Annotated in this window: 24 protein-coding genes and 3 tRNA genes; 19 read left to right on the top strand and 8 right to left on the bottom strand. The window is 65.1% G+C overall.

All coding sequences use genetic code 11. The features are described from left to right. Positions 1–27 precede the first annotated feature (27 nt). A tRNA-Val gene (locus Q1U94_RS08635) sits at positions 28–102 on the bottom strand. A gap of 252 nt (positions 103–354) precedes the next feature. On the opposite strand from Q1U94_RS08635, the gene Q1U94_RS08630 reads away from it, so the two are divergent. Then, positions 355–573, top strand: coding sequence for a phosphoglycolate phosphatase (locus Q1U94_RS08630; protein ID WP_300543396.1), 219 nt, complete (start codon positions 355–357; stop codon positions 571–573). 9 nt (positions 574–582) lie between these two features. Here the strand turns inward: Q1U94_RS08630 and Q1U94_RS08625 are convergent, their stop codons facing one another. Next, positions 583–1,266 carry an HAD hydrolase-like protein gene (locus Q1U94_RS08625; protein WP_300543394.1) on the bottom strand — a complete coding sequence of 228 codons (684 nt, stop codon included), beginning with the start codon at positions 1,264–1,266 and terminating at the stop codon, positions 583–585. 115 nt (positions 1,267–1,381) lie between these two features. Between Q1U94_RS08625 and glmU the strand changes: the two genes are divergently transcribed. From glmU to Q1U94_RS08600, 5 genes are all read left to right on the top strand, one after another. Then, positions 1,382–2,734: a bifunctional UDP-N-acetylglucosamine diphosphorylase/glucosamine-1-phosphate N-acetyltransferase GlmU gene (gene glmU / locus Q1U94_RS08620; RefSeq protein WP_300543391.1), complete on the top strand. Its 1,353-nt coding sequence runs from the start codon at positions 1,382–1,384 to the stop codon at positions 2,732–2,734. Positions 2,735–2,737: 3 nt separating this feature from the next. After that, positions 2,738–4,228: an NAD-dependent succinate-semialdehyde dehydrogenase gene (locus Q1U94_RS08615; RefSeq protein ID WP_300543389.1), complete on the top strand. Its 1,491-nt coding sequence runs from the start codon at positions 2,738–2,740 to the stop codon at positions 4,226–4,228. Beyond that, positions 4,225–4,926 (top strand): ribose-5-phosphate isomerase RpiA, encoded by a 702-nt coding sequence (gene rpiA / locus Q1U94_RS08610; protein ID WP_300543387.1) that lies wholly within the window; start codon positions 4,225–4,227, stop codon positions 4,924–4,926. Before Q1U94_RS08615 ends, rpiA begins: the two co-directional genes overlap by 4 nt. Before the next feature lie 61 nt (positions 4,927–4,987). Then, on the top strand, positions 4,988–6,376 hold the full coding sequence (gene gor, locus Q1U94_RS08605) for a glutathione-disulfide reductase (RefSeq protein ID WP_300543385.1): 1,389 nt from the start codon (positions 4,988–4,990) through the stop codon (positions 6,374–6,376). Between the two features lies 1 nt (position 6,377). Continuing rightward, positions 6,378–7,748: a class II 3-deoxy-7-phosphoheptulonate synthase gene (locus tag Q1U94_RS08600; RefSeq protein ID WP_300543383.1), complete on the top strand. Its 1,371-nt coding sequence runs from the start codon at positions 6,378–6,380 to the stop codon at positions 7,746–7,748. 257 nt (positions 7,749–8,005) lie between these two features. Here the strand turns inward: Q1U94_RS08600 and Q1U94_RS08595 are convergent, their stop codons facing one another. From Q1U94_RS08595 to Q1U94_RS08585, 3 genes are all read right to left on the bottom strand, one after another. Then, positions 8,006–8,272 (bottom strand): HU family DNA-binding protein, encoded by a 267-nt coding sequence (locus Q1U94_RS08595; protein WP_300543380.1) that lies wholly within the window; start codon positions 8,270–8,272, stop codon positions 8,006–8,008. Between the two features lie 447 nt (positions 8,273–8,719). After that, positions 8,720–9,715 carry an NADP-dependent oxidoreductase gene (locus tag Q1U94_RS08590; RefSeq protein ID WP_300543378.1) on the bottom strand — a complete coding sequence of 332 codons (996 nt, stop codon included), beginning with the start codon at positions 9,713–9,715 and terminating at the stop codon, positions 8,720–8,722. Positions 9,716–9,740: 25 nt separating this feature from the next. Continuing rightward, positions 9,741–10,526 carry a hypothetical protein gene (locus tag Q1U94_RS08585; protein ID WP_300543375.1) on the bottom strand — a complete coding sequence of 262 codons (786 nt, stop codon included), beginning with the start codon at positions 10,524–10,526 and terminating at the stop codon, positions 9,741–9,743. Positions 10,527–10,706: 180 nt separating this feature from the next. On the opposite strand from Q1U94_RS08585, the gene Q1U94_RS08580 reads away from it, so the two are divergent. From Q1U94_RS08580 to Q1U94_RS08555, 6 genes are all read left to right on the top strand, one after another. Then, positions 10,707–11,636, top strand: a complete 930-nt coding sequence (locus tag Q1U94_RS08580; RefSeq protein WP_300543373.1) for a Gfo/Idh/MocA family oxidoreductase — start codon at positions 10,707–10,709, stop codon at positions 11,634–11,636. 57 nt (positions 11,637–11,693) lie between these two features. Continuing rightward, positions 11,694–13,358 carry an NAD+ synthase gene (locus Q1U94_RS08575; RefSeq protein WP_300543372.1) on the top strand — a complete coding sequence of 555 codons (1,665 nt, stop codon included), beginning with the start codon at positions 11,694–11,696 and terminating at the stop codon, positions 13,356–13,358. A gap of 102 nt (positions 13,359–13,460) precedes the next feature. Then, the gene (gene gltX, locus Q1U94_RS08570; RefSeq protein ID WP_300543371.1) at positions 13,461–14,798 is read left to right on the top strand and encodes a glutamate--tRNA ligase; all 1,338 of its coding nucleotides are present in this window, start codon (positions 13,461–13,463) and stop codon (positions 14,796–14,798) included. Positions 14,799–14,932: 134 nt separating this feature from the next. Beyond that, the gene (locus tag Q1U94_RS08565; protein WP_300543370.1) at positions 14,933–15,844 is read left to right on the top strand and encodes an alpha/beta hydrolase; all 912 of its coding nucleotides are present in this window, start codon (positions 14,933–14,935) and stop codon (positions 15,842–15,844) included. After that, positions 15,844–16,230 (top strand): hypothetical protein, encoded by a 387-nt coding sequence (locus Q1U94_RS08560; protein WP_300543369.1) that lies wholly within the window; start codon positions 15,844–15,846, stop codon positions 16,228–16,230. Before Q1U94_RS08565 ends, Q1U94_RS08560 begins: the two co-directional genes overlap by 1 nt. Beyond that, positions 16,227–16,430 carry a helix-turn-helix transcriptional regulator gene (locus Q1U94_RS08555; RefSeq protein WP_300543368.1) on the top strand — a complete coding sequence of 68 codons (204 nt, stop codon included), beginning with the start codon at positions 16,227–16,229 and terminating at the stop codon, positions 16,428–16,430. Before Q1U94_RS08560 ends, Q1U94_RS08555 begins: the two co-directional genes overlap by 4 nt. Here the strand turns inward: Q1U94_RS08555 and Q1U94_RS08550 are convergent. After that, on the bottom strand, positions 16,427–16,993 hold the full coding sequence (locus tag Q1U94_RS08550; protein WP_300543367.1) for a TIGR00730 family Rossman fold protein: 567 nt from the start codon (positions 16,991–16,993) through the stop codon (positions 16,427–16,429). The two genes, Q1U94_RS08555 and Q1U94_RS08550, sit on opposite strands and share 4 nt — an antisense overlap. A 133-nt stretch (positions 16,994–17,126) precedes the next feature. Between Q1U94_RS08550 and Q1U94_RS08545 the strand changes: the two genes are divergently transcribed. From Q1U94_RS08545 to Q1U94_RS08535, 3 genes are all read left to right on the top strand, one after another. After that, the gene (locus tag Q1U94_RS08545; RefSeq protein WP_300543365.1) at positions 17,127–18,152 is read left to right on the top strand and encodes a LysM peptidoglycan-binding domain-containing protein; all 1,026 of its coding nucleotides are present in this window, start codon (positions 17,127–17,129) and stop codon (positions 18,150–18,152) included. A 143-nt stretch (positions 18,153–18,295) separates the two neighbouring features. Continuing rightward, positions 18,296–20,203 carry an ABC transporter ATP-binding protein/permease gene (locus Q1U94_RS08540; RefSeq protein ID WP_300543364.1) on the top strand — a complete coding sequence of 636 codons (1,908 nt, stop codon included), beginning with the start codon at positions 18,296–18,298 and terminating at the stop codon, positions 20,201–20,203. Positions 20,204–20,293: 90 nt separating this feature from the next. Further along, a complete protein-coding gene (locus Q1U94_RS08535; RefSeq protein WP_300543362.1) occupies positions 20,294–21,019 on the top strand; it encodes a prephenate dehydrogenase in 726 nt (241 codons plus the stop codon). A gap of 59 nt (positions 21,020–21,078) precedes the next feature. Here the strand turns inward: Q1U94_RS08535 and Q1U94_RS08530 are convergent. Next, positions 21,079–21,154: transfer RNA gene (locus tag Q1U94_RS08530), tRNA-Asn, on the bottom strand. A 365-nt stretch (positions 21,155–21,519) separates the two neighbouring features. Between Q1U94_RS08530 and Q1U94_RS08525 the strand changes: the two genes are divergently transcribed. Next, complete coding sequence (locus tag Q1U94_RS08525) at positions 21,520–21,873, top strand: DUF962 domain-containing protein (protein WP_366917276.1); 354 nt, start codon at positions 21,520–21,522, stop codon at positions 21,871–21,873. Between the two features lie 52 nt (positions 21,874–21,925). Here the strand turns inward: Q1U94_RS08525 and Q1U94_RS08520 are convergent. Continuing rightward, positions 21,926–21,999 (bottom strand) — tRNA-Cys (locus Q1U94_RS08520). 173 nt (positions 22,000–22,172) lie between these two features. Here Q1U94_RS08520 and Q1U94_RS08515 point away from each other — a divergent pair. The 3 genes from Q1U94_RS08515 (at position 22,173) to Q1U94_RS08505 (ending at position 25,153) form a co-directional block, all read left to right on the top strand. Beyond that, positions 22,173–22,826 carry a protein-L-isoaspartate O-methyltransferase gene (locus tag Q1U94_RS08515; RefSeq protein WP_300543358.1) on the top strand — a complete coding sequence of 218 codons (654 nt, stop codon included), beginning with the start codon at positions 22,173–22,175 and terminating at the stop codon, positions 22,824–22,826. 222 nt (positions 22,827–23,048) lie between these two features. After that, on the top strand, positions 23,049–24,443 hold the full coding sequence (locus tag Q1U94_RS08510; protein ID WP_300543356.1) for a TolC family outer membrane protein: 1,395 nt from the start codon (positions 23,049–23,051) through the stop codon (positions 24,441–24,443). Between the two features lie 95 nt (positions 24,444–24,538). Beyond that, positions 24,539–25,153 (top strand): DUF2497 domain-containing protein, encoded by a 615-nt coding sequence (locus tag Q1U94_RS08505; RefSeq protein WP_300543355.1) that lies wholly within the window; start codon positions 24,539–24,541, stop codon positions 25,151–25,153. The last annotated feature ends 80 nt before the right edge of the window (positions 25,154–25,233 follow it).

The following is a 25,233-nucleotide window of genomic DNA, read 5'->3' as shown; positions in this document are numbered from 1 at the left end:
TGTCCCCTTCGCTGAAGCGGCGAAGGGTGGTGGGCGATGCTGGGATTGAACCAGCGACCCCCTCGGTGTGAACGAGGTGCTCTCCCGCTGAGCTAATCGCCCGATCCGTGTCGGAGGCGGTCGTATAAGCAGGCGCCTGCGGCCGGTCAACTACATGTGGAAGTTGAAGTGCAGATCGTCTGCGATGCTGGTGCGACAACTTGCCACACCTTCATGCACTCGTCATATTCGTCCGGCCCATATATCAGCCTGCCCAAGCTGGGTTCGCGGCCATTCGGGCCGGGCCCTTCAATCACCCGATTGGACGCAATTCCCGGCCGAGGGAAGCTTCGGCCCGGTAGGAGGTTTTTGTTCATGAGCAACGATCTGTGCACGCCCGAAGGTGCTCGCCGTCTTAAAGCGCGAATTGAAGCCTATTGGGCCGAGCGCGGCTATGATGTGAGTGTCGATCTCGTCGAAGCCGGTTTCATGCCGGCGATGCGCTCTGCGCGCACCGACATCCGCTCCAACCTGGTCAACGGCATGCCGACCCGCCCGGCCAACGATACGGGCCGCGAGCGCCGCACCGCTTAGGCCAGCCCCTCAGGCGCGCCACAGATCGGCCAGCGCCTGCGGAACATCGCGAAAAGCATGAACAACCCGGCTGGCTCCCAATGAGCCGGCCGGGTTTTCACTATAGCCGTAGCTCATCACGATGCTGGGAATGCCGGCCGCCGATGCCGCCCCGACATCCGGCGCGCTGTCGCCGACAAGTGCGGCGCGTTGATAACCCGTACCCAGCGCATCGCGGACATGGTCCGGTGCCGGTTTCCTGGCGGCAGTGCGTTCGGGCCCCACGATCCGGTCGAAATATCCGGCCAGCCCCACTTCGGCGATCAACCGGTCGGACAGGACCGACGGCTTGTTGGTGCAGACCGAAAGGCTCGCACCCTGCGCCTGCAGCCAGGCCAGCGTGTCCTCGACACCGGGAAAGACCCGGCTCTCCATCGAGATGGCGTCGCCATAGACGCGGATGAATTCGGCCACCAGCGCATCGCCATCCTCCAGGGCACGGCCGGAGCGTTCGAAAGCCCGCTGCAGCAATGCACGAGCGCCGCGGCCGACCATGGCGCGGACATCGTCCAGAGGCACGGGCGCGAGCCCGCGGGGCTGTATGATGGCGTTCAGCGCGCGCACGAGATCGGGCGCCGTATCGACAAGCGTGCCGTCGAGGTCGAAGGCGATGGACGCGGTGGCGAACAGCGGTGCGTCCCCGGACGTCAGCATGATTTCAGCCCTTTGCGAGTATCCCGGCGATGAAGCATGGTTACGCGCTCCGGCGCGATAGGCTATAGCGCCTGACAGACGCCACGTGCAGATTCTCGCTCATCAGGACTTGCCCATGCCCCACACCCGCGCCGCCATTATCCTCGCCGCAGGCCAGGGAACGCGCATGAAGTCCAGGACGGTGAAAGTGCTCCATGCCGTCGGCGGGCGGCCGATGCTCGCCTGGACCGTCGATCTGGCGAAGACCTGCGGTGCCACGGATATCGTCACCGTCTACGGTGCCCATTCTCCCGCCGTGAGGGATGCGGCCGGACAGCTCGGTACGGCGACCGCGTTGCAGGATCCGCCGCTTGGCACCGGGCATGCCGTGCTTGCCGCGCGAGATGCGCTGGCCGGCGTCGAGGGGCATGCCATCGTGCTCTATGCGGACACGCCCCTGATCACGCCGGAGACCGTGGAGCGCGTGTTCGCGGCACTGGGTGACGGCGCTTCGGTGGCGGTGCTGGGCTTTGAGCCCGAGGATCCGGCGGCCTATGGCCGGCTGATCGTCGACAGCGAGGGGAATCTGGATCGCATCGTGGAATTCAAGGATGCCAGCGAGGCCGAACGCGCCGTGCGTCTGGTGAATTCCGGCGTTCTCGCCGCTCCGGCGCCGCTATTGCTCGAATTGCTGGGCGAGGTCGGCAATGACAATGCCAATGGCGAATACTATCTTACCGATGTTGTCGGCCTCGCGCGGGCACGCGGTCTGAAGACGGCCGTGGTGAAGGCGGATGCCGGTGAAGTGCTGGGCGTCAATTCGCGTATCGACCTGGCCGAGGCCGAGGCGGCCTTCCAGGCGAGAAAGCGGCGGGCCCTGATGGCCGGCGGCGTGACGCTGGTCGCGCCGGACACGGTATTCTTCTCCCACGACACCCGCATCGCCCGCGATGTGGTCGTGGAGCCGCACGTGGTATTCGGCCCTGGCGTGACGGTAGAGGAAGATGCCGTAATCCGTGCGTTCTCGCATCTGGAAGGTGCGCATGTCCGGTCGGGTGCCTCGGTCGGTCCCTATGCGCGGCTGCGGCCGGGCACCGATCTGGGACCGGGCGCGAAGGTCGGCAATTTCGTCGAAGTGAAAAAGTCGCAGCTGGGGGAGGGCGCGAAAGTCTCGCACCTTACCTATATCGGGGACGCCAGTATCGGCGCCAACGCCAATATCGGAGCCGGGACCATCACCTGCAATTACGACGGATACGACAAACACCGCACCATAGTGGGCGAGGGCGCCTTCATCGGCTCGAACACCTGCCTCGTTGCGCCCGTTACCGTCGGCGCGGGCGCATTTACCGGTTCGGGCACTGTCGTTACCGACGATGTGCCCGGCGATGCCCTGGCGCTCACCCGAACCCCGCAAACCACCAAGGCCGGCTGGGCGGCGCGTTTCCGCACCGCCAAGGAAGCCCGCAAGGCCAGGAAGGAGAGTTAAGTCATGACCGTAATGGATCGCCCCGCCTCGATCGCGGACCGTCTGGACGACAAGACCCTGCTGCGTTCCGAGAGTTTCATCGGCGGCCAGTGGGTGACCGGCACATCGTCCTTCGAAGTCTCCAACCCGGCCAATGGCGAGGTCATCGCCGAGGTCGGCGATGTCGGTGCCGAAGGCGCGCGCCAGGCGGTCACCAAGGCGGCGGAAGCCTTCGAGACCTGGAAAAAGGTGTCGCCCTTCGAGCGCGCCAGGATCCTGATGAAGTGGTACGATCTGATCCTGGAGAACCAGGCGGATCTGGCCAAGCTGATTACGCTGGAGATGGGCAAGACCTATCGCGAGGCGCGCGGCGAGGTGGTCTATGGCGCCGGTTTTATCGAATGGTCGGCCGAGGAGGCCAAGCGCGTTCACGGCGAAACCCTGCCGACGCCCTTCCCCAATTCACGCGGCTGGACCATCCGCCAGCCGATCGGTGTGGTGGGCTGTATCACGCCGTGGAATTTCCCCAATGCCATGATCACCCGCAAATGCGCGCCGGCCCTTGCGGCGGGCTGCACCATGGTCATCAAGCCGGCTCCGGAAACCCCGCTCTCGGCCCTGGCCCTGGCCGAGCTGGCCAAGCGCGCCGGCGTGCCCGACGGTGTGTTCAACGTGGTCTGCGGCGACGCGCAGAAGATCGGCCCTGTGCTGACCGGCTCCGACGCGGTGCGCATGATCGGCTTCACCGGCTCGACCGAGGTCGGCAAGCTGTTGATGCGCCAGGCCGCCGATGGCGTGAAGCGGGTTGCCCTGGAACTGGGCGGCAATGCGCCCTTCATCGTCATGGACGATGCCGATATCGAAAAGGCGGCCGACGGCATTATCGCGTCGAAATTCCGCGTCTCCGGCCAGACCTGTGTTTCCGCCAACCGGATCATTGCCCAGCCGGGCATCGCCGACAAACTCGTTGAGGCGCTGGAAGCCCGCATTTCCAGGCTCAAGGCCGGCGACGGCTTTGCCGAGGACAGCGATCTCGGTCCGCTGGTGCACATGGAGGCCGTCAGCCGGGTCGACGCCCTGGTGAAACAGGCCCGTGAAGCGGGAGCCCGCATCGTCACTGGCGGCAAGCGGCTGGACGAGGAGCTGGGCGGTGCCTTCTATGCTCCCACCCTGATCGATGGCGGCGATCCGAAGATGGATGTGGCTTGCCACGAGATCTTCGGTCCGGTCGCCTCGGTCTACCGGATCGAGCGCGAAGAGGACATCATCCGCCTGGCCAATGACACGCCCTACGGGCTGGCCGCCTATATCTATACCCGCGACGTCAATCGCGTGCACCGTCTCACCGAAGGCATCGAGTACGGCATGATCGGCGTCAATGCACCGATGGTTGGCGCCGCCTCGACGCCCTTCGGCGGGGTCAAGGAAAGCGGGATCGGCCGCGAGGGCGGCAAATGGGGCGTGGAAGAGTTCACCGAGCTCAAATACGTCCTCCTGGGCGGTGTTGACGGATGAGTGCGGAACGCCAGAAGGCACACGCCGCGGCGGCAGCCCTGGAATACGTCGAACACGGCATGACGCTGGGGCTGGGCTCCGGCTCGACGGCGGAAATCTTCCTGCGTCTTCTCGGCGAACGTGTGAAGGAGGGGCTGGACGTCAAGGGTGTGCCCACATCCCAGCGTACCGCCGAGGTGGCGCACGAAGCCGGTGTGCCGCTGATCGAGGTCGACCATGTCGACCAGATCGCCGTGACGGTGGATGGCGCCGACGAGGTCGATGGCCGTTTCCAGCTGATCAAGGGCGGCGGTGCCTGCCTTCTGCGCGAAAAGATCATCGCCAACGCCTCCGACCTGATGGTGGTGATGGTCGACGAGAGCAAGCTGGTCGACACGCTGGGCCGGTTTCCGCTGCCGGTGGAGGTCGACCGGTTCGGCTTCTCGATCACCGCGCGTCAGGTCTATGAGGCGCTGAAAAGGGCCGGGGTGAAATCTCCCGATGTGCAATTGCGGCGCAAGGGGGACGGGCTGGACCCTTTGATCACCGACGGCGGCCACTACATTCTCGACTGTGCCTGCGGCGCCATCCCCGATGCGCGCCTGGCCGACCAGCATCTCAAGGCCATTCCGGGCCTGGTGGAACACGGCCTCTTCATCGGCCTCGCCCGCGTGGTGATCGTCGGTGAGGACATGGAAGCGCGGGTGATGGAGCTCTGAGAGGGCTCCCGGCACGGGGCACAGCGCCCCGCGGACAACACGAGGACGAGGGCGCTGACCCATGACTGACTACGACTACGACCTTTTCGTCATCGGTGCCGGTTCCGGCGGTGTGCGCGCGGCGCGCATGGCCAAGCAGCATGGCGCCGGCAGGGTGGCGATCGCCGAGGAATACCGGTTCGGCGGGACCTGCGTGATCCGGGGCTGCGTGCCCAAGAAGCTGCTGGTCTATGCCAGCGAGTTTTCGAAGACATTCAAACTGGCCGAAGGGTATGGCTGGACGGTGGGCGAGACCGCGTTCAGCTGGGAAAAGCTGATTGCGGCCAAGGACAACGAGATCGACCGCCTGTCGGGCATTTATGAGCGCAATCTCAACAATTCCGGCGTCGAGACGATCGAGGACCGGGCCGTGTTCGAGGATGCGCACACGGTCCGGCTGGTGAAGTCCGGCCGGACGGTGACGGCCGAAACGATCCTGATCGCTGCGGGCGGCACACCCTTTGTCCCCGATATAGAGGGTTCGGAGCTGGGCATCACCTCGAACGAGGCCTTCCATCTGGCAAACCTGCCCCGGCATGTCGTGATCGCCGGCGGTGGCTATATCGCCTGCGAGTTCGCCCAGATCTTCGCCGGCATGGGGTCGCAGGTCTGCCAGGTCTATCGCGGCGACACCGTATTGCGCGGCTTCGACGACGATATCCGCTCCACCGTGCACGAGGAGCTGGTGCGCTCGGGTGTGCGGGTGATCACGCACACCGTGTTCGAACGGATCGAGGATCTGGGCGGCGGGCGCAAGCGGGTGCATCTGGACAATGGCCAGCATGTCGACACGGACGTCGTCATGTATGCCATCGGCCGCAATCCCCATGTTACCGGTCTGGGGCTGGAAAAGGCCGGTGTGGAACTGGACGGCGCGGGTGCGGTCAAGGTCGATGCGTATTCCAGAACCACCGCGGAGAACATCTATGCCGTGGGCGATGTGACCAACCGGGTCAATCTGACACCGGTCGCAATCCGCGAGGGCGCCGCGTTCGCGGCGACGGTTTTTGGCGGGAAGCCGACCGCCTATGATCACACTGACATTGCGTCGGCCGTGTTCACACAGCCGCCTGTTGGATCGGTCGGTCTTTCCGAGGCCGATGCGCGCAAGAAATTTGCGCAAGTGGACATTTACAAGACCTCTTTCCGCCCCATGAAGGCCAGCTTCTCCAACGACGCGTCGAGAATGATGATGAAACTTGTTGTCGACGGGGAGACAGAGCGGGTGTTGGGCGTGCATATTGTCGGCCCGGATGCGCCCGAAATGATCCAGCTGGCCGGAATCGCCGTGAAGGCGGGCCTGACCAAGGACCAGTTCGATGCGGCCTGTGCCGTGCATCCGACAAGTGCGGAAGAATTGGTGACCATGCGGGAGAAATGGACACCGCCCGAGTTGAAAGCGGCTGAGTAAGATGACCTGGTCCCCGAAATCCTGGCGGGAATTCCCCGTCCAGCAAATGCCGACCTACAAGGATGCGACGGCCCTGGATGCCGTGATCGAGGAGCTGTCGGCACGCCCGGCCCTCGTCTTCGCCGGCGAGGCGCGCAAACTGCGCCGCCAGTTGGCCGACGTATCGGCCGGCAATGCCTTCCTGCTGCAGGGCGGCGACTGTGCGGAGAGCTTCAAGGACTTCTCCACCGAAGGCGTGCGCGACACATTCCGCGTACTCCTGCAGATGGCCGTCGTTCTCACCTTTGCGGCGTCCAAGCCGGTAGTGAAGGTCGGCCGCATGGCGGGCCAGTTCGCCAAGCCGCGCTCCTCGGACACCGAGACCGTGGACGGTGTGACCCTGCCCAGCTATCGCGGCGACAGCGTCAATGACGTGGCCTTTACGCCCGGGGCTCGCGAACCGGATCCGCAGCGCCTGATCAAGGCCTACGACCAGTCGGCGTCGACGCTGAACCTGCTGCGGGCCTTCGCCTCGGGCGGCTATGCCGACCTGCACAATGTGCACCAGTGGACCCAGGATTTCGTCAAGGACAGCCCGGCGGCGGAACGCTATGCCGAGACGGCCGTGCGGATTTCCGAAGCGCTCGACTTCATGAAGGCCTGTGGCATCGGCCGCGATTCCGCACCGTCGCTGGAAGCGGTGGATTTCTTCACCAGCCACGAAGCACTGCACCTGCCCTTCGAGGAAGCCCTCACGCGCCGCGACCCCAATACCAACCAGTGGTACGCCACGTCCGCGCACATGATCTGGGTTGGCGAGCGTACGCGCCAGCTGGACGGGGCGCATCTGGAATACGCCCGCGGCATCGCCAATCCGGTCGGCGTGAAATGCGGCCCCACGATGACGGCGGACGAACTCCTGCCGCTGATCGATACGCTCAACCCGGACAATGAGGCCGGGCGGCTGGTGCTGATCGTGCGCATGGGGGCCGACAATGTCGGCAAGAACCTGCCGGCACTGGCGCGGGCGGTGACCGAGGCCGGCCGCAAGGTGGTCTGGTCGTCCGACCCGATGCACGGCAATACGGTCAAGGCGTCGAGCGGTTACAAGACCCGCAATTTCGACCGTATCCTGACCGAGCTGGAAAGCTTCATGGAGGTGCTCTACTCGGAAGGTGCCTATCCCGGCGGCGTGCATTTTGAAATGACCGGCCGCGATGTCACCGAATGCACCGGCGGCGCCAAGTCCGTGACCGAGGCCGACCTCGCCGCGCGCTATCACACACAGTGCGATCCGCGCCTCAATGCCGACCAGGCGCTGGACATGGCCTTCCGGATCGCCGAATCGCTCAAGCGCGTGCGGAACAACAACGCGGCGGCGAATGCGGCGTAGATGTGAGTTCTTTCCTTCCCACTATGTGGGGAGGGGGGCCCGCGAAGCGGGGGAGGGGCCGCTGCGGTACGCAGCGGAATGTCGGAGCGAGGCTCGAACACCCACAGCGCTTCGCGCTGCCCCTTCGACCCGATGCTTCGCATCGGCCCACTTCCCCACTGGCGTGGGGAAGAAAACTCAGGAACATCCACCCAAACAAAAACGCCGCCCGGATTGCTCCGGGCGGCGTTCGAATAATCAGAACCCGTTGGACTGACTTAGATGTCCTTCAGGGCAGCAGCCGGACGGAAAGCCGCCTGGGTGCGTGCCTTGGACATCATCTTTTCGCCGGTGCGCGGATTGCGAACTTCACGCGCTTCGCGGTGCTTGGCGTAGAAGGTGCCGAACCCGGCCAGCTGGACGCTGTCATTGCCCTTCACGGAGCCGACAATGGCTTCGATCGCGGCATCGACGGCATCGCCGGCTTGCGAACGGGACAGGCCAGTCTTGTCGCTGACGGCTTTGGCGAGATCAGACTTGTTCATAGGGTTCCCCCCAGTTAGGCGCAGTGCCGGACAGTCACGGTCATCGTAACCGCTCGGTATGCTGCGTGTTCGTTGACGCCTCATGAAGGCCGAGAACCGGGGCGCTTTGCAAGCCATATCAGGTGAATCCGGCCCGATTTACTGTAATTTCCTTGGGACAGGGCCGGATTCTCGCCTTCGGCACCTGTTTTGCGTACCTTTTCCCACATGTATCAGGGTGAACCGTCTCCTAACGCGACCGTGGCGAATCGTCCGATTCGCATGCTGCCATTCGCACTTGCAGCAGGGTTGAGCGCCTACGGCCTGGCTTTCCTCGCAGGCGCGGGAGACACCTGGTCGCCGGTCCTGGCGGCTATTGCGGCCGGCTGGACGCTGGGGCGCCTTTGCCGAAACTAGCCCGGGATGACGGCAGCCCGTGACAACGGACGCCGTCATCCGGCCCCGGCATCAGATCTTGACCAGCATCTTGCCGGTATTGCGGCCGGAGAAGAGACCCATGAAGGCGTCGGGGGCGTTCTCGATCCCTTCGATCACCGTCTCGGCCGGCGTGATCTTGCCGGCGGCCATCCAGCCGGACAGCTCCTTGATGAAGTCGCCCATCATGTCGAAATGGTCGGTGACGATGAAGCCCTGGATCCGGAGCGACTTGCCGACGATGAAGGTGAGATTGTCGGTGATCGCCGCCGGCTGGGCGTCGTTATAGCGCTGGATCATGCCGCAGGCGGCGATGCGGCCGTATTGTTTCAGCGTGTTCAGGGCCGCGGTAAAATGCGTGCCGCCGACATTCTCGAAATAGGCGTCTATCCCTTTCGGGGCCGCGGCCTGGATGGCGGCGGTGAGGTCGGATTCGGCCTTGTAGTCGACGACGGCATCGGCGCCGATCGATTTGACGAAATCGCATTTCTCCCGGCCGCCGGCCGTCGCGATGACATTGGCGCCCATGGCCTTGGCGAACTGGATGCCGGCCGAGCCTACCGCGCCGGCACCGGCGGACATCCACATGGTCTCGCCTTCCTTGAGGCCGATGATGCGCTTGATGCCGACATAGGCGGTCATGCCCGTCAGCCCGGCGATGCCCAGATAGGCCTGGGGCGGCAATTGCGAGACATCGATTTTCTGCAGCCCGTCGCCGGGCGCGGTATAGGCTTCGCGCCAGCCAAACATGGAATTGACGAAATCGCCGGGCTTGAGACCGTCATATTGGCTTTCCACCACTTCGCCGACGGCGCCGCCCTCCATTACCTTGCCGATTTCGAACGGGCCGACATAGGTGCGGATGCCGCTCATCCGGCCGCGCATGTAGGGGTCGACGGAGATGTAGTGATTGCGCACCGTGACCTCACCCTTCCCGGGAGCGGGCACGTCGGTTTCGACGATGGAATAATTCTCGGGCCTGGGGTCGCCCTTGAGATAGGCGTTGAGATGAACTTCACGGGATTTCATGATGATTTCCTCTTGCTGGGGGAGGTCAGAGAGAGTCGAGGCGGAAGAGTTCAATCAGGCTGAGACCGAACTGGCTGTCCAGAATCCAGGCCGTGCCGAGCAGCTGGCCAATGCTGGACAGGATGAGAGTGACGGGCAGGAGAAGCACCAGTCCGCCAAGCCGCAAGGCCGTTCCCAGCGCGGATCGGCTGTAGAAGCGGACGATCAGCCAGCCCATGCAGACATAGTAGAGACCCAGGGCGGGGGCCAGGGCGAGCATGAACCAGCCCATCCCCGCAATCTGGATCGGAATGATGGCGATCATGACGATGAAGCTGGCATTGGTGGGCACCAGATAGAATTGCAGGTGCGCCCACAGCGGAAGCCTCAACCGGTAGAGTTTGAGCAGGACGAGATAGGGCAGGGAGGCGATAATGAAGATCGGCCAGAGCAGAAGGCTGCCCCAGGCCTCCAGTGCAGTGTCTATTTCCGCGATCGTGGGCACATTGCCGCCGGCGGTCCGCCCCGCGGCGAGCCAGTCTGCGACTATGCCGTCGTCGGCATGGGAGGTGAATTGATCGATCGTGCCTGTCAGCGGCGTTCCGAGCAGGGCCGCCACGACGAATTGCAGGCCGAACAGCGCGACAAAAACGCGAACAGGCGAGAGATAGCGCGAGAAATCGCCCTGCACGGCAGCCAGGGCGACGTCCGGTGTACGCACGATCGAATGCCACAGCGTCCGGAAAATCCGGGCATCCAGGTCGAAGGCGGCAATAGAAATGGAATCAAGGACGTCGCGGCCGGGTGTGTCGCGGTCCTGCTCGCTGCTCAATGCCTTCGCCCTCCCTCGCGCGCATCCTAGGCGCGTGGTTCTGCAGCGCAAGCGGGCAGGGCGGTCCGGATGCCGGCCGGCGGGCATTTTGAAACCTGCCGAAACACGTGTTGATGCAGGCCTTGCTTGATCCGCAAGGCCGGACCGGTATGCACGCTCTCGGCCATACAGGGAAAAGACATGTCATCGCAAACGAAGGTCCTGCGCGCCGGCGTGGTGGGTGCGGGTGTGTTCGGCGGATTTCACGCCTCCAAATATGCCGCTCACGACCGCGCGGATCTGGTCGGCATCTACGAGCCGAATGGCGACAAGGCGCGCGATCTGGCGGCCAGGCATGGGGTGAAACCCTATGACAATCTCGCCCGGCTGATCGAAGACTGCGATATCCTGACCGTGGCCAGCCCGGCCGTGCATCATTTCGAAGCCGCAGCGGCGGCCCTGGCCAATGGCCGGCATGTCCTGGTGGAGAAACCGATCGCCTCCAGCGTCGAGGAAGCCCGGGAGCTGATCTCGCTGGCCGCGGCGCATGGCTGCGTGCTGCAGGTCGGTCACCAGGAGCGGTTCGTCTTTGATGCCATGGGATTGTTGAGCGTCCCGGACAAGCCGAAGCGGGTCTGTGCGCGCCGCATGGGACCGCCGTCGGACCGGTGTCTCGATGTCTCTGTGACACTGGACCTGATGGTGCACGATCTCGACCTGGTTATCGCGCTGGCGGGGGGCGCCGTGAAATCCGTGGACGGCATTGTCGACGACGGCCGGTTCGGCTCGCCGGATGTGGCCCAGGCCAAGCTGGTTTTCGACAATGGCTGCATCGCCGAACTCAAGGCCAGCCGAGTTCATCACGAACGCGACCGCCACATGCGGGTCGAATACGAGAACGGCGTGCTGGAAATCGATTTCGTCGCCAAGACTTTCGAGAACACAACGCCCTACGACCTCAATCCGGATTTTGCCGAGGATCCCAGCGCAAAGGATTCCCTGGGCGCCAATGTCGATGCCTTCATCGCCTCCGTGCTGGACGGCACACCCGTGGCCGTGCCCGGGATTGCCGGGCTGCGCGCCCTGGACGCGGCCCGGGCGATCGACGGCGCGCGCACCTACGGTTCCTGAACCGGTTGCGGCGGCGTGCCACTTGCGGGAGCGGGCGGCGCGGTCTAAGTCGCGATCATGACAGACCGGATTTCCATTCTGACCGCCCAGCTCAACCCGGTCGTCGGGGATGTGAAGGGCAATCTGGCCAAGGCCCGGGCGGCGTTGTCGGAAGCGCGCATTCGCGGCGCCGACCTGATCGTCTTCCCGGAAATGTTCCTGCTGGGCTATCCGCCCGAGGATCTGGTGCTCAAGCCGGCGGCTGTGGAGGCCTGCAAGGCCGCGCTCGACCAGCTGGCCGAGGACACCAAGGCCGGACCGGCCGTGCTGGTCGGCCTGCCCTGGCGTCAGGGCAGGAAGTTGCACAATGCCGTCGCCCTGGTCGATGAGGGCCATCTCGTCGCGCTGCGCTTCAAGCATGAACTCCCGAATTATGCCGTGTTTGACGAGAAGCGGGTTTTCGCGCCCGGACCGTTGCCCGAAATTGTCAAATGGCGCGGCATCCGGTTGGGCCTGCCGGTCTGTGAGGACATCTGGTACGAAGCGGTGCCGAAAGCGCTGATCGAACAGGGCGCGGAAATGATGATCGTCATCAATGGTTCGCCCTGGCGCCGCACCATCGAGCGCGAGCGCAAGGCTGCCTTTTCCGCCTGGTACGAGCGCTGGGCCCCGCCCAAGGCCATGGTCTTCGTCAACCAGGTCGGCGGCCAGGACGAGCTGGTTTTCGACGGGGCGAGTTTTTCCTGGGACAGCGATGGCGAGACGATCCAGCGCCTGCCGACCTTCGAGGAGACGCTGGATGCGGCGGAATGGGTGCGTACCGGGGCGGGCTGGAAATGCGGCGGCGGTGTGCAGGCGAAGACCCTCTCGGGGCTCGAGGCCGATTGGAAGGCCATGGTCCTGGCGTTGCGCGATTATGTCGAGAAGGCCGGCTTTCCAGGCGTTGTCCTGGGTATGTCCGGCGGCATCGACAGCGCGCTTTCCGCGGCGATCGCGACCGATGCGCTGGGGCCGGAACGTGTCTGGGCGGTGATGATGCCGTCGAAATACACCAGCGAGGAAAGCCTGGATGATGCCAAGGCCTGTGCCGAGCGGCTGGGCATCCGCTATGACATCATCGACGTCGAGCCGACGATCGAGGCGTTCGGCAAGACGCTGGAAACGTCCTTCCGGGGCACCGAGCCGGATGCGACCGAGGAGAACATCCAGTCGCGGGTGCGCGGGGTCGTGCTGATGGCGCTGTCCAATAAGTTCGGGCCGATGGTGCTCTCCACCGGCAACAAGTCGGAGATGGCGGTCGGCTATGCCACGCTCTATGGCGACATGAATGGCGGCTACAATGCGCTCAAGGATGTCTACAAGACGGAAGTCTTCGAACTAGCCTGGTGGCGCAACGCCCAGACCCGCGCCCCTGGGCTGGGTCCCGTCGGCGAGGTGGTCCCCGAACGCATCATCACCAAACCGCCTACCGCCGAACTGCGCGAGGACCAGAAGGACCAGGACACGCTGCCGCCCTATGACGTGCTGGACACCATCCTGCACGGGCTGGTGGAAGAGGAACGCTCGGTGCGCGACCTGGTCGCGGAAGGCCAGGACGAGGCCATGGTGCGCAAGGTGGAAAACCTGCTCTACCGTGCCGAATACAAGCGCCGGCAGGCGCCGCCGGGCGTGAAGATCGGCTCCAAGAATTTCGGCCGCGACCGGCGTTATCCGATCACCAACCGGTTCAAGTCGGGCGGGTAGGTCCGCCTCGCCTTTCCCGCCCGCCATACTGAACCCCCGCTTGCCCCGGCCCGCGCGCGGCGCTAAGCCCTGCGGCTCCAATTGAGCCAAGGTCCTTGTCCCATGACCAAAGTCCGTTTTGCGCCCAGCCCGACCGGCAAGCTTCATGTCGGCAATGTTCGCACCGCGATCTTCAACTATCTCTTCGCGCGCAAGGCGGGCGGGACGTTTCTGCTGCGTATCGACGACACCGATACCGGGCGGTCCACGAAGGCGTATGAGGACGGAATCCGCGAGGATCTGACCTGGCTGGGGATCGTATGGGACGAGACCTTCCGCCAGTCCGAACGCTTCGACCGCTATGGCGAGGCGGCCGAGGCGCTGAAGGCCAAGGGCCTCCTCTACCCCTGCTATGAGACCGGCGAGGAGCTGGAGCGCAAGCGGCGGCTGCAAATGGCCAATGGCCGCCCGCCGGTCTATGACCGTGCGGCGCTGGCGCTGTCCGGCGAGGACAAGGCCAGGCTGGAGGCCGAGGGGCGCAAGCCGCACTGGCGGTTCAAACTCTCCGGCGATCCGGTGGAATGGGACGACATGGTGCGCGGCCATGTGTCGATCGAGACGTCCTCCCTGTCCGACCCGATCCTGATCCGCGAGGACGGCTCCTACCTCTACACCCTCCCCAGCGTCGTCGACGATATCGACGCCGCGATCACCCACATCATCCGCGGCGAGGACCATACGACGAATTCCGGCGCCCAGATCGAGATTTTCGAGGCCCTGGGCGGGTCTGCACCCGTCTTTGGGCACCAGGCGCTGCTGGTCGGTGCCGATGGCGGCAAGCTGTCCAAACGCATGGGCTCGCTGGGCATCCAGGAGCTGCGCGACGAGGAGGGGCTGGAGCCGATGGCAATCATGTCGCTCCTGGCCAAGATCGGCACCTCGGACCCCGTCGACGCCTTTGCCGATGTGGACGGCCTGCTGGATGGATTCGACCTGGGCAAGCTGTCGCGTTCGCCGGCCCGCTTCGATCCGGAGGAGCTCAAGCGGGTCAATGCCAAACTGCTTCATGCCATGCCCTACGCCCAGGTGCAGCCGCGTGTTGCGGCGATGGGTGCCGATGGCGGTGAGGCCTTCTGGAACGCCGTCCGCCCCAATCTGGAGCGTTTGTCGGACGTCAAAGCCTGGGCGGCCCTGGTCGAGGGACCGGTGACGCCGGTGATCGAGGAGCCGGACTATGCCGCCGCCGCCGCCGAACACCTGCCCGCCGGCGCGCTGACCGAAACCAGTTGGAGCGAGTGGACAGAGGCGTTGAAGGCCGCGACGGGGCGCAAGGGCAAACAGCTCTTCATGCCGCTTCGCCTGATGATCACCGGCGAGGCGCGCGGCCCGGAAATGGCGGTCCTGTTGCCGCTGATCGGCCGTGAGAAAGTGCTCAAACGCCTGAAGGGTGAAACAGCGTAATCCCGGCTTCCCGCCGACGGCGCAGTGACTAAAAGTCAGCTTTGAAAGTCATATTGTCAGGTTGTATTGACAATCGCACCGCAAATTGTCAGGTTTGCATGACACAAAGTCGTACAAACCTGATGGAGACCGTTATGTCACACCCCAGATCCGGCCGGATGACGCCGGCTGCTTGGATCGCCGTCGCGGCGGCCATTTTCGCCAGCCTGCTGGCCAGCGCCGGCGCGCAGACCGCGCCGCGCATCGAACGGGCCGGCGACGCGGGCGCGCGCAGCGTCGTCCTGATCCCCGGCCTTGCCACGCCCGGCGCGGTCTGGGACGGCACGGTCGCAGCGCTCGACGGGGAGGCCGACATGCATGTTGTCACCTTGCCCGGCTTCGGCGGCGAGCCGCCGGCTGATTACGGCGATGCGGGCGTGATCCGCACGGCCGTAACGGCGTTGATCGCTCATGCCGAGGCGGAGGGCCTGAACGACCTCGTGCTTGTCGGCCATTCCATGGGCGGGCAGATCGCCCTCCAGATCGCGGCCGCCATGCCGGACCGGGTGGATGCGGTGATCGTTGTCGACAGCGCGCCCTTCTATGCGGGCCTGTTCAATCCGGCCGCGACGCCGGAGATGGCCCGGCACCAGGGCGCGGCCATGGCGGCGCAGCTGGCCGGCCTGCCGCACGACGTCTATCTCGGCCAGATGCGCCGGGGCCTGCCGGTCCAGTCGATCTCCGCAGAAGGACAGGCACAGGTCATGGACTGGGTGAGCGCCTCTGACCAGGCGACCGTGGCGGCCGCCTTCGGCGAGGTCGCCGGCGCCGACTTTTCGCCCGTGCTGCCCGGGGTCGAGGCCGATGTCACGGTACTGGTCGCCTGGGCCGAGGGGGTGCCGGTCAGCGCGCCGCAGCTCGCGGATATCTACCGCAGTCAGTATGACGGCCTCGACGCTGTGAATATTCGCGTCGTCGAGGGCAGCCGCCACTTCATCATGCTGGACCGCGCGCCGGCTTTTCATGACATTGTCACCGGCATCGTCTTGAACGGGGAGGGCGAATAATGTCCGCAAACCGGCGCTATCTCATCCATTTCGGCACAGCCATGCTGGCTTACGTGCTCGTCCTGTTCGGCTCGGTCGCGGCAATCGAGAACGGGGAATTGTCGGGATGGTCGGCCGGGCTGGCCTCGCTGACCCCGCTCGTTCCCGCGCTATACGCCCTGCACGCCTTCATTGCGCGCTTTCACGCCCTGGACGAATTCCAGCGCCGCATCGCCACCGAGGCTCTCCTGTGGGGTGCGGGCACCGTGGGGTTTGCCACGTTCGGATACGGTTTCCTGGAAGGGGCCGTCGATGTGCCGCGGATCAGTTTCACCTGGGTCTTGCCGGCCATTATCGGCGTGTTCGGCCTGGCCCAGTGCCTGCTCTACTGGCGGGCGGGACGATGAGGAACCGGTTGCGTGTGCTGCGCGCAGAGCGGCGCTGGAGCCAGGCCGAGCTGGGTGAACGGGTCGGTGTCTCGCGCCAGGCGATCAACGCAGTGGAGACCGGAAAGCACGACCCGTCGCTGACCCTGGCGTTTGCCCTGGCGGATGCGTTCGGTCTGAAGATCGAGGACGTGTTCGACCCGCGCGGTGAGGATGGCTAGGCCGCCGGCGCCTTCTCCATCAGGTCGACAAGGTGTGTCACCGCCGCCTCCGGCTCGTCCACCAGATCCAGGTGATCTGCCAGGCTCTGCGGGGTGAAGCCTTCGCGAACCGTGTGCTCGATCAGGGCGATGACCGGTGTCCAGAAACCGGCGGTGTTCAGGAAGACGATGGGCTTGTCGTGCAGGGCGAGCTGCTGGCGCGAGACGACGTCGAACACTTCTTCCAGCGTGCCGGTGCCGCCGGGCAGGATGATATAGGCGTCCGATTCCTCGATCAGCTGCTTCTTGCGCTGGCTCATCGTCTCCACGATTCGCACCTCCACGCCGTCGAGATGCCCCTCGCGGGCGATCAGGAAACCGGGAATGATGCCCAGCACCTCGCCGTGCTCGGCTGCGGCGGCAGAGGCGGCCGTGCCCATAAGGCCGACATCGCCTCCGCCATAGACCAGGCGGCATCCCGCGCGGGCGATCGACCGGCCGACTCGTGCCGCGGCGTCGCGGTATTGTGCCCGCTCACCCATCCGTGAGCCGCAAAAGACACCTATCGACCTTACTTTTGCCATCTCAAATCGCCCATATTTGCTTTATCCGGACGGGATGGTATTCGCCGGAAGCTGTCGGCGCGAGGCTTGCATCCAGTATCAGGACGCCGGCCGGCGTGTCCCGCTCTGGCCGATCGATGACAGGAGGCCCGCCATGACCGCAACGCGGTCGTTCATTATCGCTGCTGCCCTGGCCGCGCTGGCGATCGCCGCCGCGCTGGCCTTCATCATGTATCGCCCGGCGTCGCAAACCGGGATTGAAACGCCACCTGCCGCACACACGGACGAAACGGATGCGGAGGAAAACGCGGCGCCGGCCGCGATGATCGCGCCGCCGGTCTTCGATATCGTGCGCGTGGCGCCGGTCGGGTCTGCCGTCACCGCGGGCCGCGGCGAGCCCGGTGCGACGATCCAGCTCCTGGCCGATGGCGAGCCGCTCTTCTTCACGAACGAATCGGGCCAGCGCGCCGATACCCAGATAATCAATGAACGCGGCGAGTGGGTGATCATCCCCGACGAGCCGCTGCCCTCCGGTGCGATCGAGTTGTCCCTGCGCATGGTGGCGCCGGACGGCCGGGAAATGCTGTCCGAACAGGTTGTCGTCGTTTCGATCCCCGAACAGCGCGGACCCACGCCGCTGGTGGTCGTAGGCCGTCCTGGCGAAGCCAGCCGGGTCTGGCAATGCCCGTCCTGCCTGGATGCGGAAATGGGGTCGCTGGTGCTGGAAACCGTCGACTATGACGCCACCGGTGCCGTGATCTTCTCCGGCCGCGCCGATACCGGCACCACGGTGCGGGTCTTTGCCAACGGGGCCCTGGTGGGCGAAACGTCCGTCGGTCGCGACGGACGCTGGGACCTTCAGGCCGGCTCGCTGCTGGCGCCCGGCGTCTACGACCTCCAGATCGACCAGGTGGACCCCGATGGCAATGTCTCGGCCGTGATCGTGCTGCCCTTCGAACGGGTCGCTCCGGAAGCGCTCAATCTGGGTCCCGACTCGGTCGTGGTGCAGCCCGGCAATTCGCTCTGGCGCCTGGCCCGGCGCCTCTATGGCGAGGGCATCCAGTACACGGTGATCTACGAGGCCAACCGCGATCAGATCCGCGATCCGGACCTGATCTATCCCGGCCAGGTCTTCGATGCGCCCCGTGATCCGGAGACGGACGGGGAGGGCGACGGGTAGGGCTTTGCTCCCGCATTCGGCAAACACCTTCCTGTTTTCCCCGTAACACGACCGGGAAAATATGTGTGTGCACGCAGAGGCACGCGGCGCTCTGAAGCTCGGGCACTGGCGCGCGGACCGCTCAGGCCCTATCTCCAGCCCCTATGAGACCGCTCCCCACCGATACCGAGGCCGAGGCCAAGTCTGCCCCCCAGGGATCTCTCGGCACAACGATGCTGCGCCTGTTCGCGCTTCTGGCGTCGCCGGAAATGGCCAAGTGGCGCTTTCGCATGGGCGTCGCGCTGGGCCTGACCATACTGGCGAAACTCTTCGCCGTGTCCGCGCCGGTCTTTTTCGGCGACGGCATCAACCTGATCTCCCGGCATGTCGGTAGCGGTGAGGGGGGCAACTCCCGGGACGGAGCAGCCGCGGCGGCGCTGTCGGGCATTGCCGGAACCTTTGCGCTGGCCTTCATCGCCTATGCCGTGGCGCGTTTCATGTCGGTGGGAGCGCCGCAATTGCGCGATGCCCTGTTCGCCCCGGTCAGCCAGGACGCCCAGCGCCTGACGGCGGTGAAGGCCTTCGCCCACGTCCAGGGCCTGTCGATCGGCTATCACCAGACCAAGCGGACCGGCGCTCTCAACCGCATCATCGAACGCGGCGCGCGGGCCGTCGATTTCCTGATGCGTTTTTTGATCTTCAACATTGCCCCGACGCTGCTGGAGCTCGTCCTCGCGGCCGGAGTGCTCAGCGTGAAATACGGCTGGGAATTTGCCGCCATCGCCATTGTCACCGTGGCCATCTACATGGCCCTGACCTGGTCGGTGACCGAATGGCGCGTGAAGATCCGGCGCACCATGAACGAGGCCGACAACGAGGCATCGGCGCGGGCGGTCGACAGCCTGATCAATTTCGAGACGGTAAAGGCCTTTGCCGCCGAGCGCCGCGAATCCGAGGCCTTTGACGGGGCGATGACCCGCTACGCCAGGGCGGCCGCGCGGTCGCAGTCCTCGCTGGCATTGCTGAACGGCACCCAGGCGCTGATCATGAATGGCGGACTGCTGGCGATGGCGCTGACGGCGGGCTGGAAGGCGTGGAACGGCGTGCTGCAGCCCGGCGATGTGGCTGCGGTGACGATGATCCTGATGAATATCTATCAGCCGCTGAACATTCTCGGCTGGGCCTATCGCGAGATCAAGCAGGGCGCGGTCGACATGGAACGTGTCTATGAGACCCTGGCACTCAAGCCCGAAGTGGCCGATGCGCCGGATGCGCAACCGCTGCATCTGGCGGGCGGGGCGGTCCGGTTCGAGACCGTAAGCTTCACCCATGACGGGCGTTCGCGTTCGGTCAATGGGGTGAACCTGGATATACCGGCTGGCAGTTTCGTGGGGATTTGCGGCCCCTCGGGTGCGGGCAAGTCGACCGTGCTGCGGCTCCTGTTCCGCTTCTACGACCCCGATACGGGGCGTGTCGAGATAGACGGACAGGATATCGCCCATCTCACCCAGGAAAGCCTGCGCGAGGCGCTGGGCCTGGTGCCCCAGGACGTGGTCCTGTTCAACGACACGCTGCGGTCCAACATCGTCTACGGGCGTCCGGATGCGAGCGAGGCGGAGATCCGCGACGTGCTGGAGCGTGCGCGCCTGGCCGATTTCGTGGATGCATTGCCGGACGGGCTGGAAACCCGGGTCGGCGAGCGCGGACTGAAGCTCTCCGGCGGCGAGAAGCAGCGCGTGGGCGTGGCCCGCGCCATCCTGAAAAATCCGGCCATCCTGGTCCTGGACGAGGCCACATCCGCGCTGGACAGCCAGACCGAGACGGATGTGCAGATGGCCCTGGCCGAGGCCGCCAGGGGGCGCACGACCGTCGCCGTGGCGCACCGCCTGTCCACGATCGCCCGGGCCGACCGCATTTTCGTGCTCGACGAGGGCCGGGTTGCGGAATCCGGAACCCATGCCGAACTTCTTGCACGCGAAGGGCTCTATGCCGCGATGTGGAAGCGCCAGAGCGAAGCGGGCGAGGATGGCAAAGTGATCGCATTTCCCGCTGACACGGGTGTGGTGCACTGACGGGGCGCATGCATAATCCGCCAAATCCGTGGGAGATCGGGCGGTCATGCGAGAGTTGGACATTTTGACGAAACCGGGCGGAGCCGGCCGATGAGCGAGCGCCCCCGTATCGGTCTCATTGGCCTGGGTGCCTTCGGGGCACTGGCAGCCCGGAATCTGGCTCCGCACGCGGAGCTGACTGGCTACGATCCTGATGTGCCGGACGTACCGGGCGTGCGCCTGGCCGGACTGGCGGAGGCAGCCGCGCAGCCCTGCGTGATCCTGGCCGTGCCGGTGCAGGCCATGGCGCAGGCCGCCGCAGCCATCGCGCCGCATTTGCAGCCCGGCGCGCTGGTCCTCGACGTGGCCTCGGTGAAGCTGGAGCCCATGCGCATCCTGCACGAGGAATTGCCCCCGCAAACGCGCATTCTCGGAACGCACCCCCTGTTCGGTCCGCAAAGTGCGGCAGACGGCGTGGCAGGTCAGTCGATCGTCCTGTGCCCCGGACCGGGCGTGGATACGGAGTGTGTCGCCGCCTTCCTGGGTGACAGGCTCGGCCTTGCCATGCATGTCTCGGACGCCGACACCCATGACCGCACCATGGCCAGCGTGCAGGCACTGACGCATCTGGTGTCGCGGGTGATTACCGATCTCGGCCTGCCCGAAGCGCCCTATACGACACGCAGCTACGATCTGCTTGCCGAGGCGGCGCGTCTGGTCTCCCAGGACAGCGACGAACTTTTCCGGGCGATCGAGCGCCACAATCCCCACGCAGCGGCCTTGCGGCAGCGCTTCTTCGAAGCGGCCCGCGCACTGGACGAACGCCTTGCGGAATAGACGGCCGCGGCGCGGCAACGCAGCGTGCAGCGTCGGACGATGTTACTGAAAGGAGGAAATGGCTCCCCGGGACGGGCTCGAACCGCCGACCCGGTGATTAACAGTCACCTGCTCTACCAACTGAGCTACCGGGGAACACATGTCTCGCAAGCGAGGCGTGGCTTTTATCAGAGCTTCGGCTCGCCGCGCAAGCACCCTGCTGCGCAAGATGCAGGGACTTCCTGCAAAAAAAATCGGGAGCCGCAGAGGCTCCCGAAAAGGCATTGGGTGGATGGTGGGGTGTCTTCACGGGAAGACGTGTGAAGGATTGGGTCAGAACCCTTAAGAGTAGGTTAATCGGGCGTGTAGAATTGGGCGTTTGGTTCATCGTCCTTGCCCAAAGCCTAATGATTTCCGGGAAATGCGGTCTTTGCCGTTGAGAGTGCGATAACCTCGCCCGAACCTGTCTCGCGGCCCGGCGCCTGCCGTGCTACTGATTCGGACCGGTTGCATCAGGGGAGATGGCGATGCGCGAACACGAGACTTTCGGGTCCTTCTGGCCCTTCTATCTGCGCGAACACGCCAGGCCGGCGACACGTGCCTGGCACTATGTCGGTTCGACCCTGGCCATCCTGGTACTGATCGGCGCCGTGGTGACGCGGACCTGGTGGGCGCTCGCGGCGGTGCCCGTGGCGGGCTATTTCTTCGCCTGGGTCAGCCACGCCTTCGTCGAGCGCAACAAGCCGGCCACCTTCACCTATCCGCTCTGGTCGCTGATCGGCGATTATCGCATGTATGCCCTGTTTCTGACGGGCAGGCTGGATGCAGAGCTGGAAAAGGCCGGCGTCAATCCGGACGGCACGGTGCGCGCGTAAGTCGAAAGGACCTGTCGCAAACAATCCCGCGTCGCGCCCTTGGGACGAAGGGTGGAGGCACCGCCCGGAATCGAACCGGGGTACAAGGATTTGCAGTCCTCTGCGTAGCCACTCCGCCACGGTGCCGCTGACTTGCGAGCCGGGAGCTATAACCGGTGTGCGCGAGCGGAGCAATCCGCCACATCACCGGTATGTGAAATTGCCCGCGCCGCAAATAGCCCCGCACGCAGTGGGGTGGTTGCCGAGTTTTGTGCGGGCAGGATATATCAGCGCGAACCGGTTCCGCGAGGGAGAGACCCGTGAGCGAATTCGAACAGGCGCGCAAGCATATGGTGGATAGCCAGATCCGCCCGGCCGACGTTACCGACCGGCGTCTGATCGCGGCTTTCCTGGACATACCGCGCCATCTCTTCGTGCCGCGTTCGCGCCGCGCCGCTGCCTATGCCGACACGCAGGTGGCGACCAGCGAGACGCGTACGCTGATGCGTCCGCGCGACCTGGCCAAGCTGATCCACGCGGCCGACATCCAGCCCCACGAGGTCGTGCTCGATATCGCGGGCGGGCGCGGCTATTCCACGGCGATCCTGGCGCGTATGGCCGAGACCGTTGTCGGCGTGGAGGACGATGAGGACGGTCTGTCCCGGTCCTCGGCCCTCCTGTCCGAGGTTGGTGCCGACAATGCGGTTGTCGTTGAAGGCGACCCCAAGGCCGGCGTGCCCAAGCAGGGGCCGTTCGACGTGATTTTCGTCAATGGATCGGTCGACACGGTTCCCGATGCCTGGTTCGACCAGCTGGCCGAAGGCGGCCGGCTCGTAGTCATCGTGCGCAATGGGCCGGTCGGCAAGGCGACGGTGTTCTCCCGGTCCGGTGCCGGCATCGGCGAACGCGTCGTGTTCGATGCCAGTGCCGCAGTCCTGCCCGGTTTCGAGGCCGAACCCCGCTTCGCGTTCTAGGGCAGCCGGCGGCGACGGAATCTGCCAGCGCTCGCGTTAGCAGTGTCGATGCCCAACGCTTGATCCAGCTTGCGAAAAATTCAGGTGAACGGCGTTCACTTCTGTGCGAGGGCTTCCTATATGCAAGCGACATCGCGTCGCTGGCTTTGGGGCCAGCCGGCGTTATTATGGTTTCCACAGGGGACAGGCCGCAGATGGCCTGCCGGTTCGAGGGGTGCGTAGATGACGCGGTTTAGAAACTGGACGCTGGCTCTGGCTGGCGGTGTGTCCATGCTGGCAATGTCGGGCGTCGCGGCGGGCCAGTCGCTCGAGGAGACACTGGCGCTGGCCTATAATTCCAATCCGACCCTGCAGGCCGAGCGCGCACGCTTGCGGGCCACGGACGAGCAGAGGGTGCAAGCCCAGGCGGGGCGTTTGCCGTCGGTGTCGGCTTCTGCCTCGATCTCGCGCCAGCACGTGGAATCGGAAAGCACCTTCGTCATCAACGGCCAGCGCGTGCCCTCGAACAGCGAAAGCGATGCGACGCCGAAGAATTATTCCATCAGTGCCAGCCAGGCGATCTACCAGGGCGGCCGGATCAGCGGTTCGATCGATCAGGCGACTGCGGTCATCATGGCCGGCCGGGAAACCCTGCGGGCCACCGAGCAGACTGTGCTCGTGGACGCGGTGACGGCCTTCATGGATGTGCGGCGCGATGCCGAAGTGGTCGAGATCCGCCGCAACAATGCCGAAGTGCTCGCCCAGCACCTGCAGGCGGCGCGCGACCGTTTCGAAGTCGGCGAGATCACCCGCACCGATGTGGCCCAGGCCGAGGCGCGCCTGTCCGGCGCCCAGGCGCAATTGTCCGCAGCCCAGTCACAGCTCTCGACCAGCCGCGCCTATTATGAACGCGTGACGGGCCAGCCGCCGGCGACCCTGTCCGAACCGCCGGCCCTGCCGGACATGCCGGACGCGCTCGCCGACGCCGCCGAATATGCCTATGCGTCCAGCCCGCAATTGCTGGCGGCCCAGTATGCGGAACAGGCCGCCCGGCACGCGATCCGGATCGCCCGCGCCAATCTGCGGCCGCAAGTGTCCCTGAACGCGTCGCATTCCTCGGCCCGCGATTCGAACTTTTCCGGCGATGTCCGCGATTCCACGGTTGTGCGTGGCGAGATTTCGGTGCCGCTTTTCACCGGCGGGTTGAATCGGTCGCGTGTTCGCGCCGCGCTCGCCCAGGAGGATGAAGCCCGTTTCCAGGTGCGCGAGGCGCGCCGTCAGGTCACCGAAGGCGTCACCAATGCCTGGAGCGCCTACATGGCGTCGCTGGCGGTGATCGAGTCCTCGCGCCAGGCCGTGCGGGCCAACGAGATTGCGCTCGACGGGGTCGAGCAGGAGGCCTATGTGGGCATCCGGACCACGCTCGATGTGCTTGATGCGGAACAGGAACTTCTGGAATCGCGGCTCACCCTGGTGACCGCGGAACGGGATTCCTACGTGGCCGGCTACCGTCTTCTGCAGGCGATGGGGGCGGTTTCGGCCTCGCAACTGGGGCTGAACGTGGAAATTTACGATCCGGCTGCTGAAGATCGAAGCGAATCGGGGTTCCCTAACCTTGACTTAACGCCCTGGGACTAGCCTGTCCTGAGAGTCGCGGGCTGGACAGGCTTTGTTCGACCCGGTTAATTCGCGTTACAAGAGAATAAGACCCGCATATCGCAAGGACCTGGCGCATGGCTGAGCAGACCGCCGAAAACGAACCGTCGATGGAAGAAATCCTCTCCTCGATCCGCCGGATCATCAATGAGGATGATGACGACAAGACGGCCGAGGCCGAAGAGGCCGCGCCCGCGGCCGACGAGCCGGCATCCCAGGACGATGTCGATGCGATGTTCGACGAGGCCGGCGACACCGATGCCGGCGCCGGCGACGATGCCGATGTTCTGGAACTGACCGACAAGATCGAGGATCCCGACGGCGGCACCGATCCGATGGCCGTGGACGACGATCTGATGATCGTCGATCGCGAGGAGGAACCCGAGCCGGTAGCAGCGGCTCCGGAGCCCGAACCCGAGCCGGAGCCCGAGCCGGAAATCGATTTCGACGCGCTCGAGGAAGAAGTCTCCGACGGCATCATGTCCGAACCGGCGGCCACGGCCGCCATGGGCTCCTTCCACACGCTGGCGGAAAATATCCGCGTCTCCGAGGAAGAGGGACGTACCCTGGAAGGCGTGGTGCGCGCGCTGCTGCGTCCGATGCTGAAGGAATGGCTCGACTCCAACCTGCCGGCCATCGTGGACGAAAAGGTCCAGGCCGAGATCGACCGCGTGGCCCGCCGCCGGCGTTAGGGGCTGGCCGGTAGCGACTTTTGGAAAGCGCGTCCTGCCGGGCGCGCTTTTTCATTGGGGTCGTCTTCCGCAGCTGCCGG

Source organism: Maricaulis sp. (assembly GCF_030149515.1).
Lineage (GTDB): Bacteria > Pseudomonadota > Alphaproteobacteria > Caulobacterales > Maricaulaceae > Maricaulis.
The sequence above is the reverse complement of the archived record's forward strand: the minus strand, read 5'-3'. Positions and strand labels throughout refer to the sequence as shown.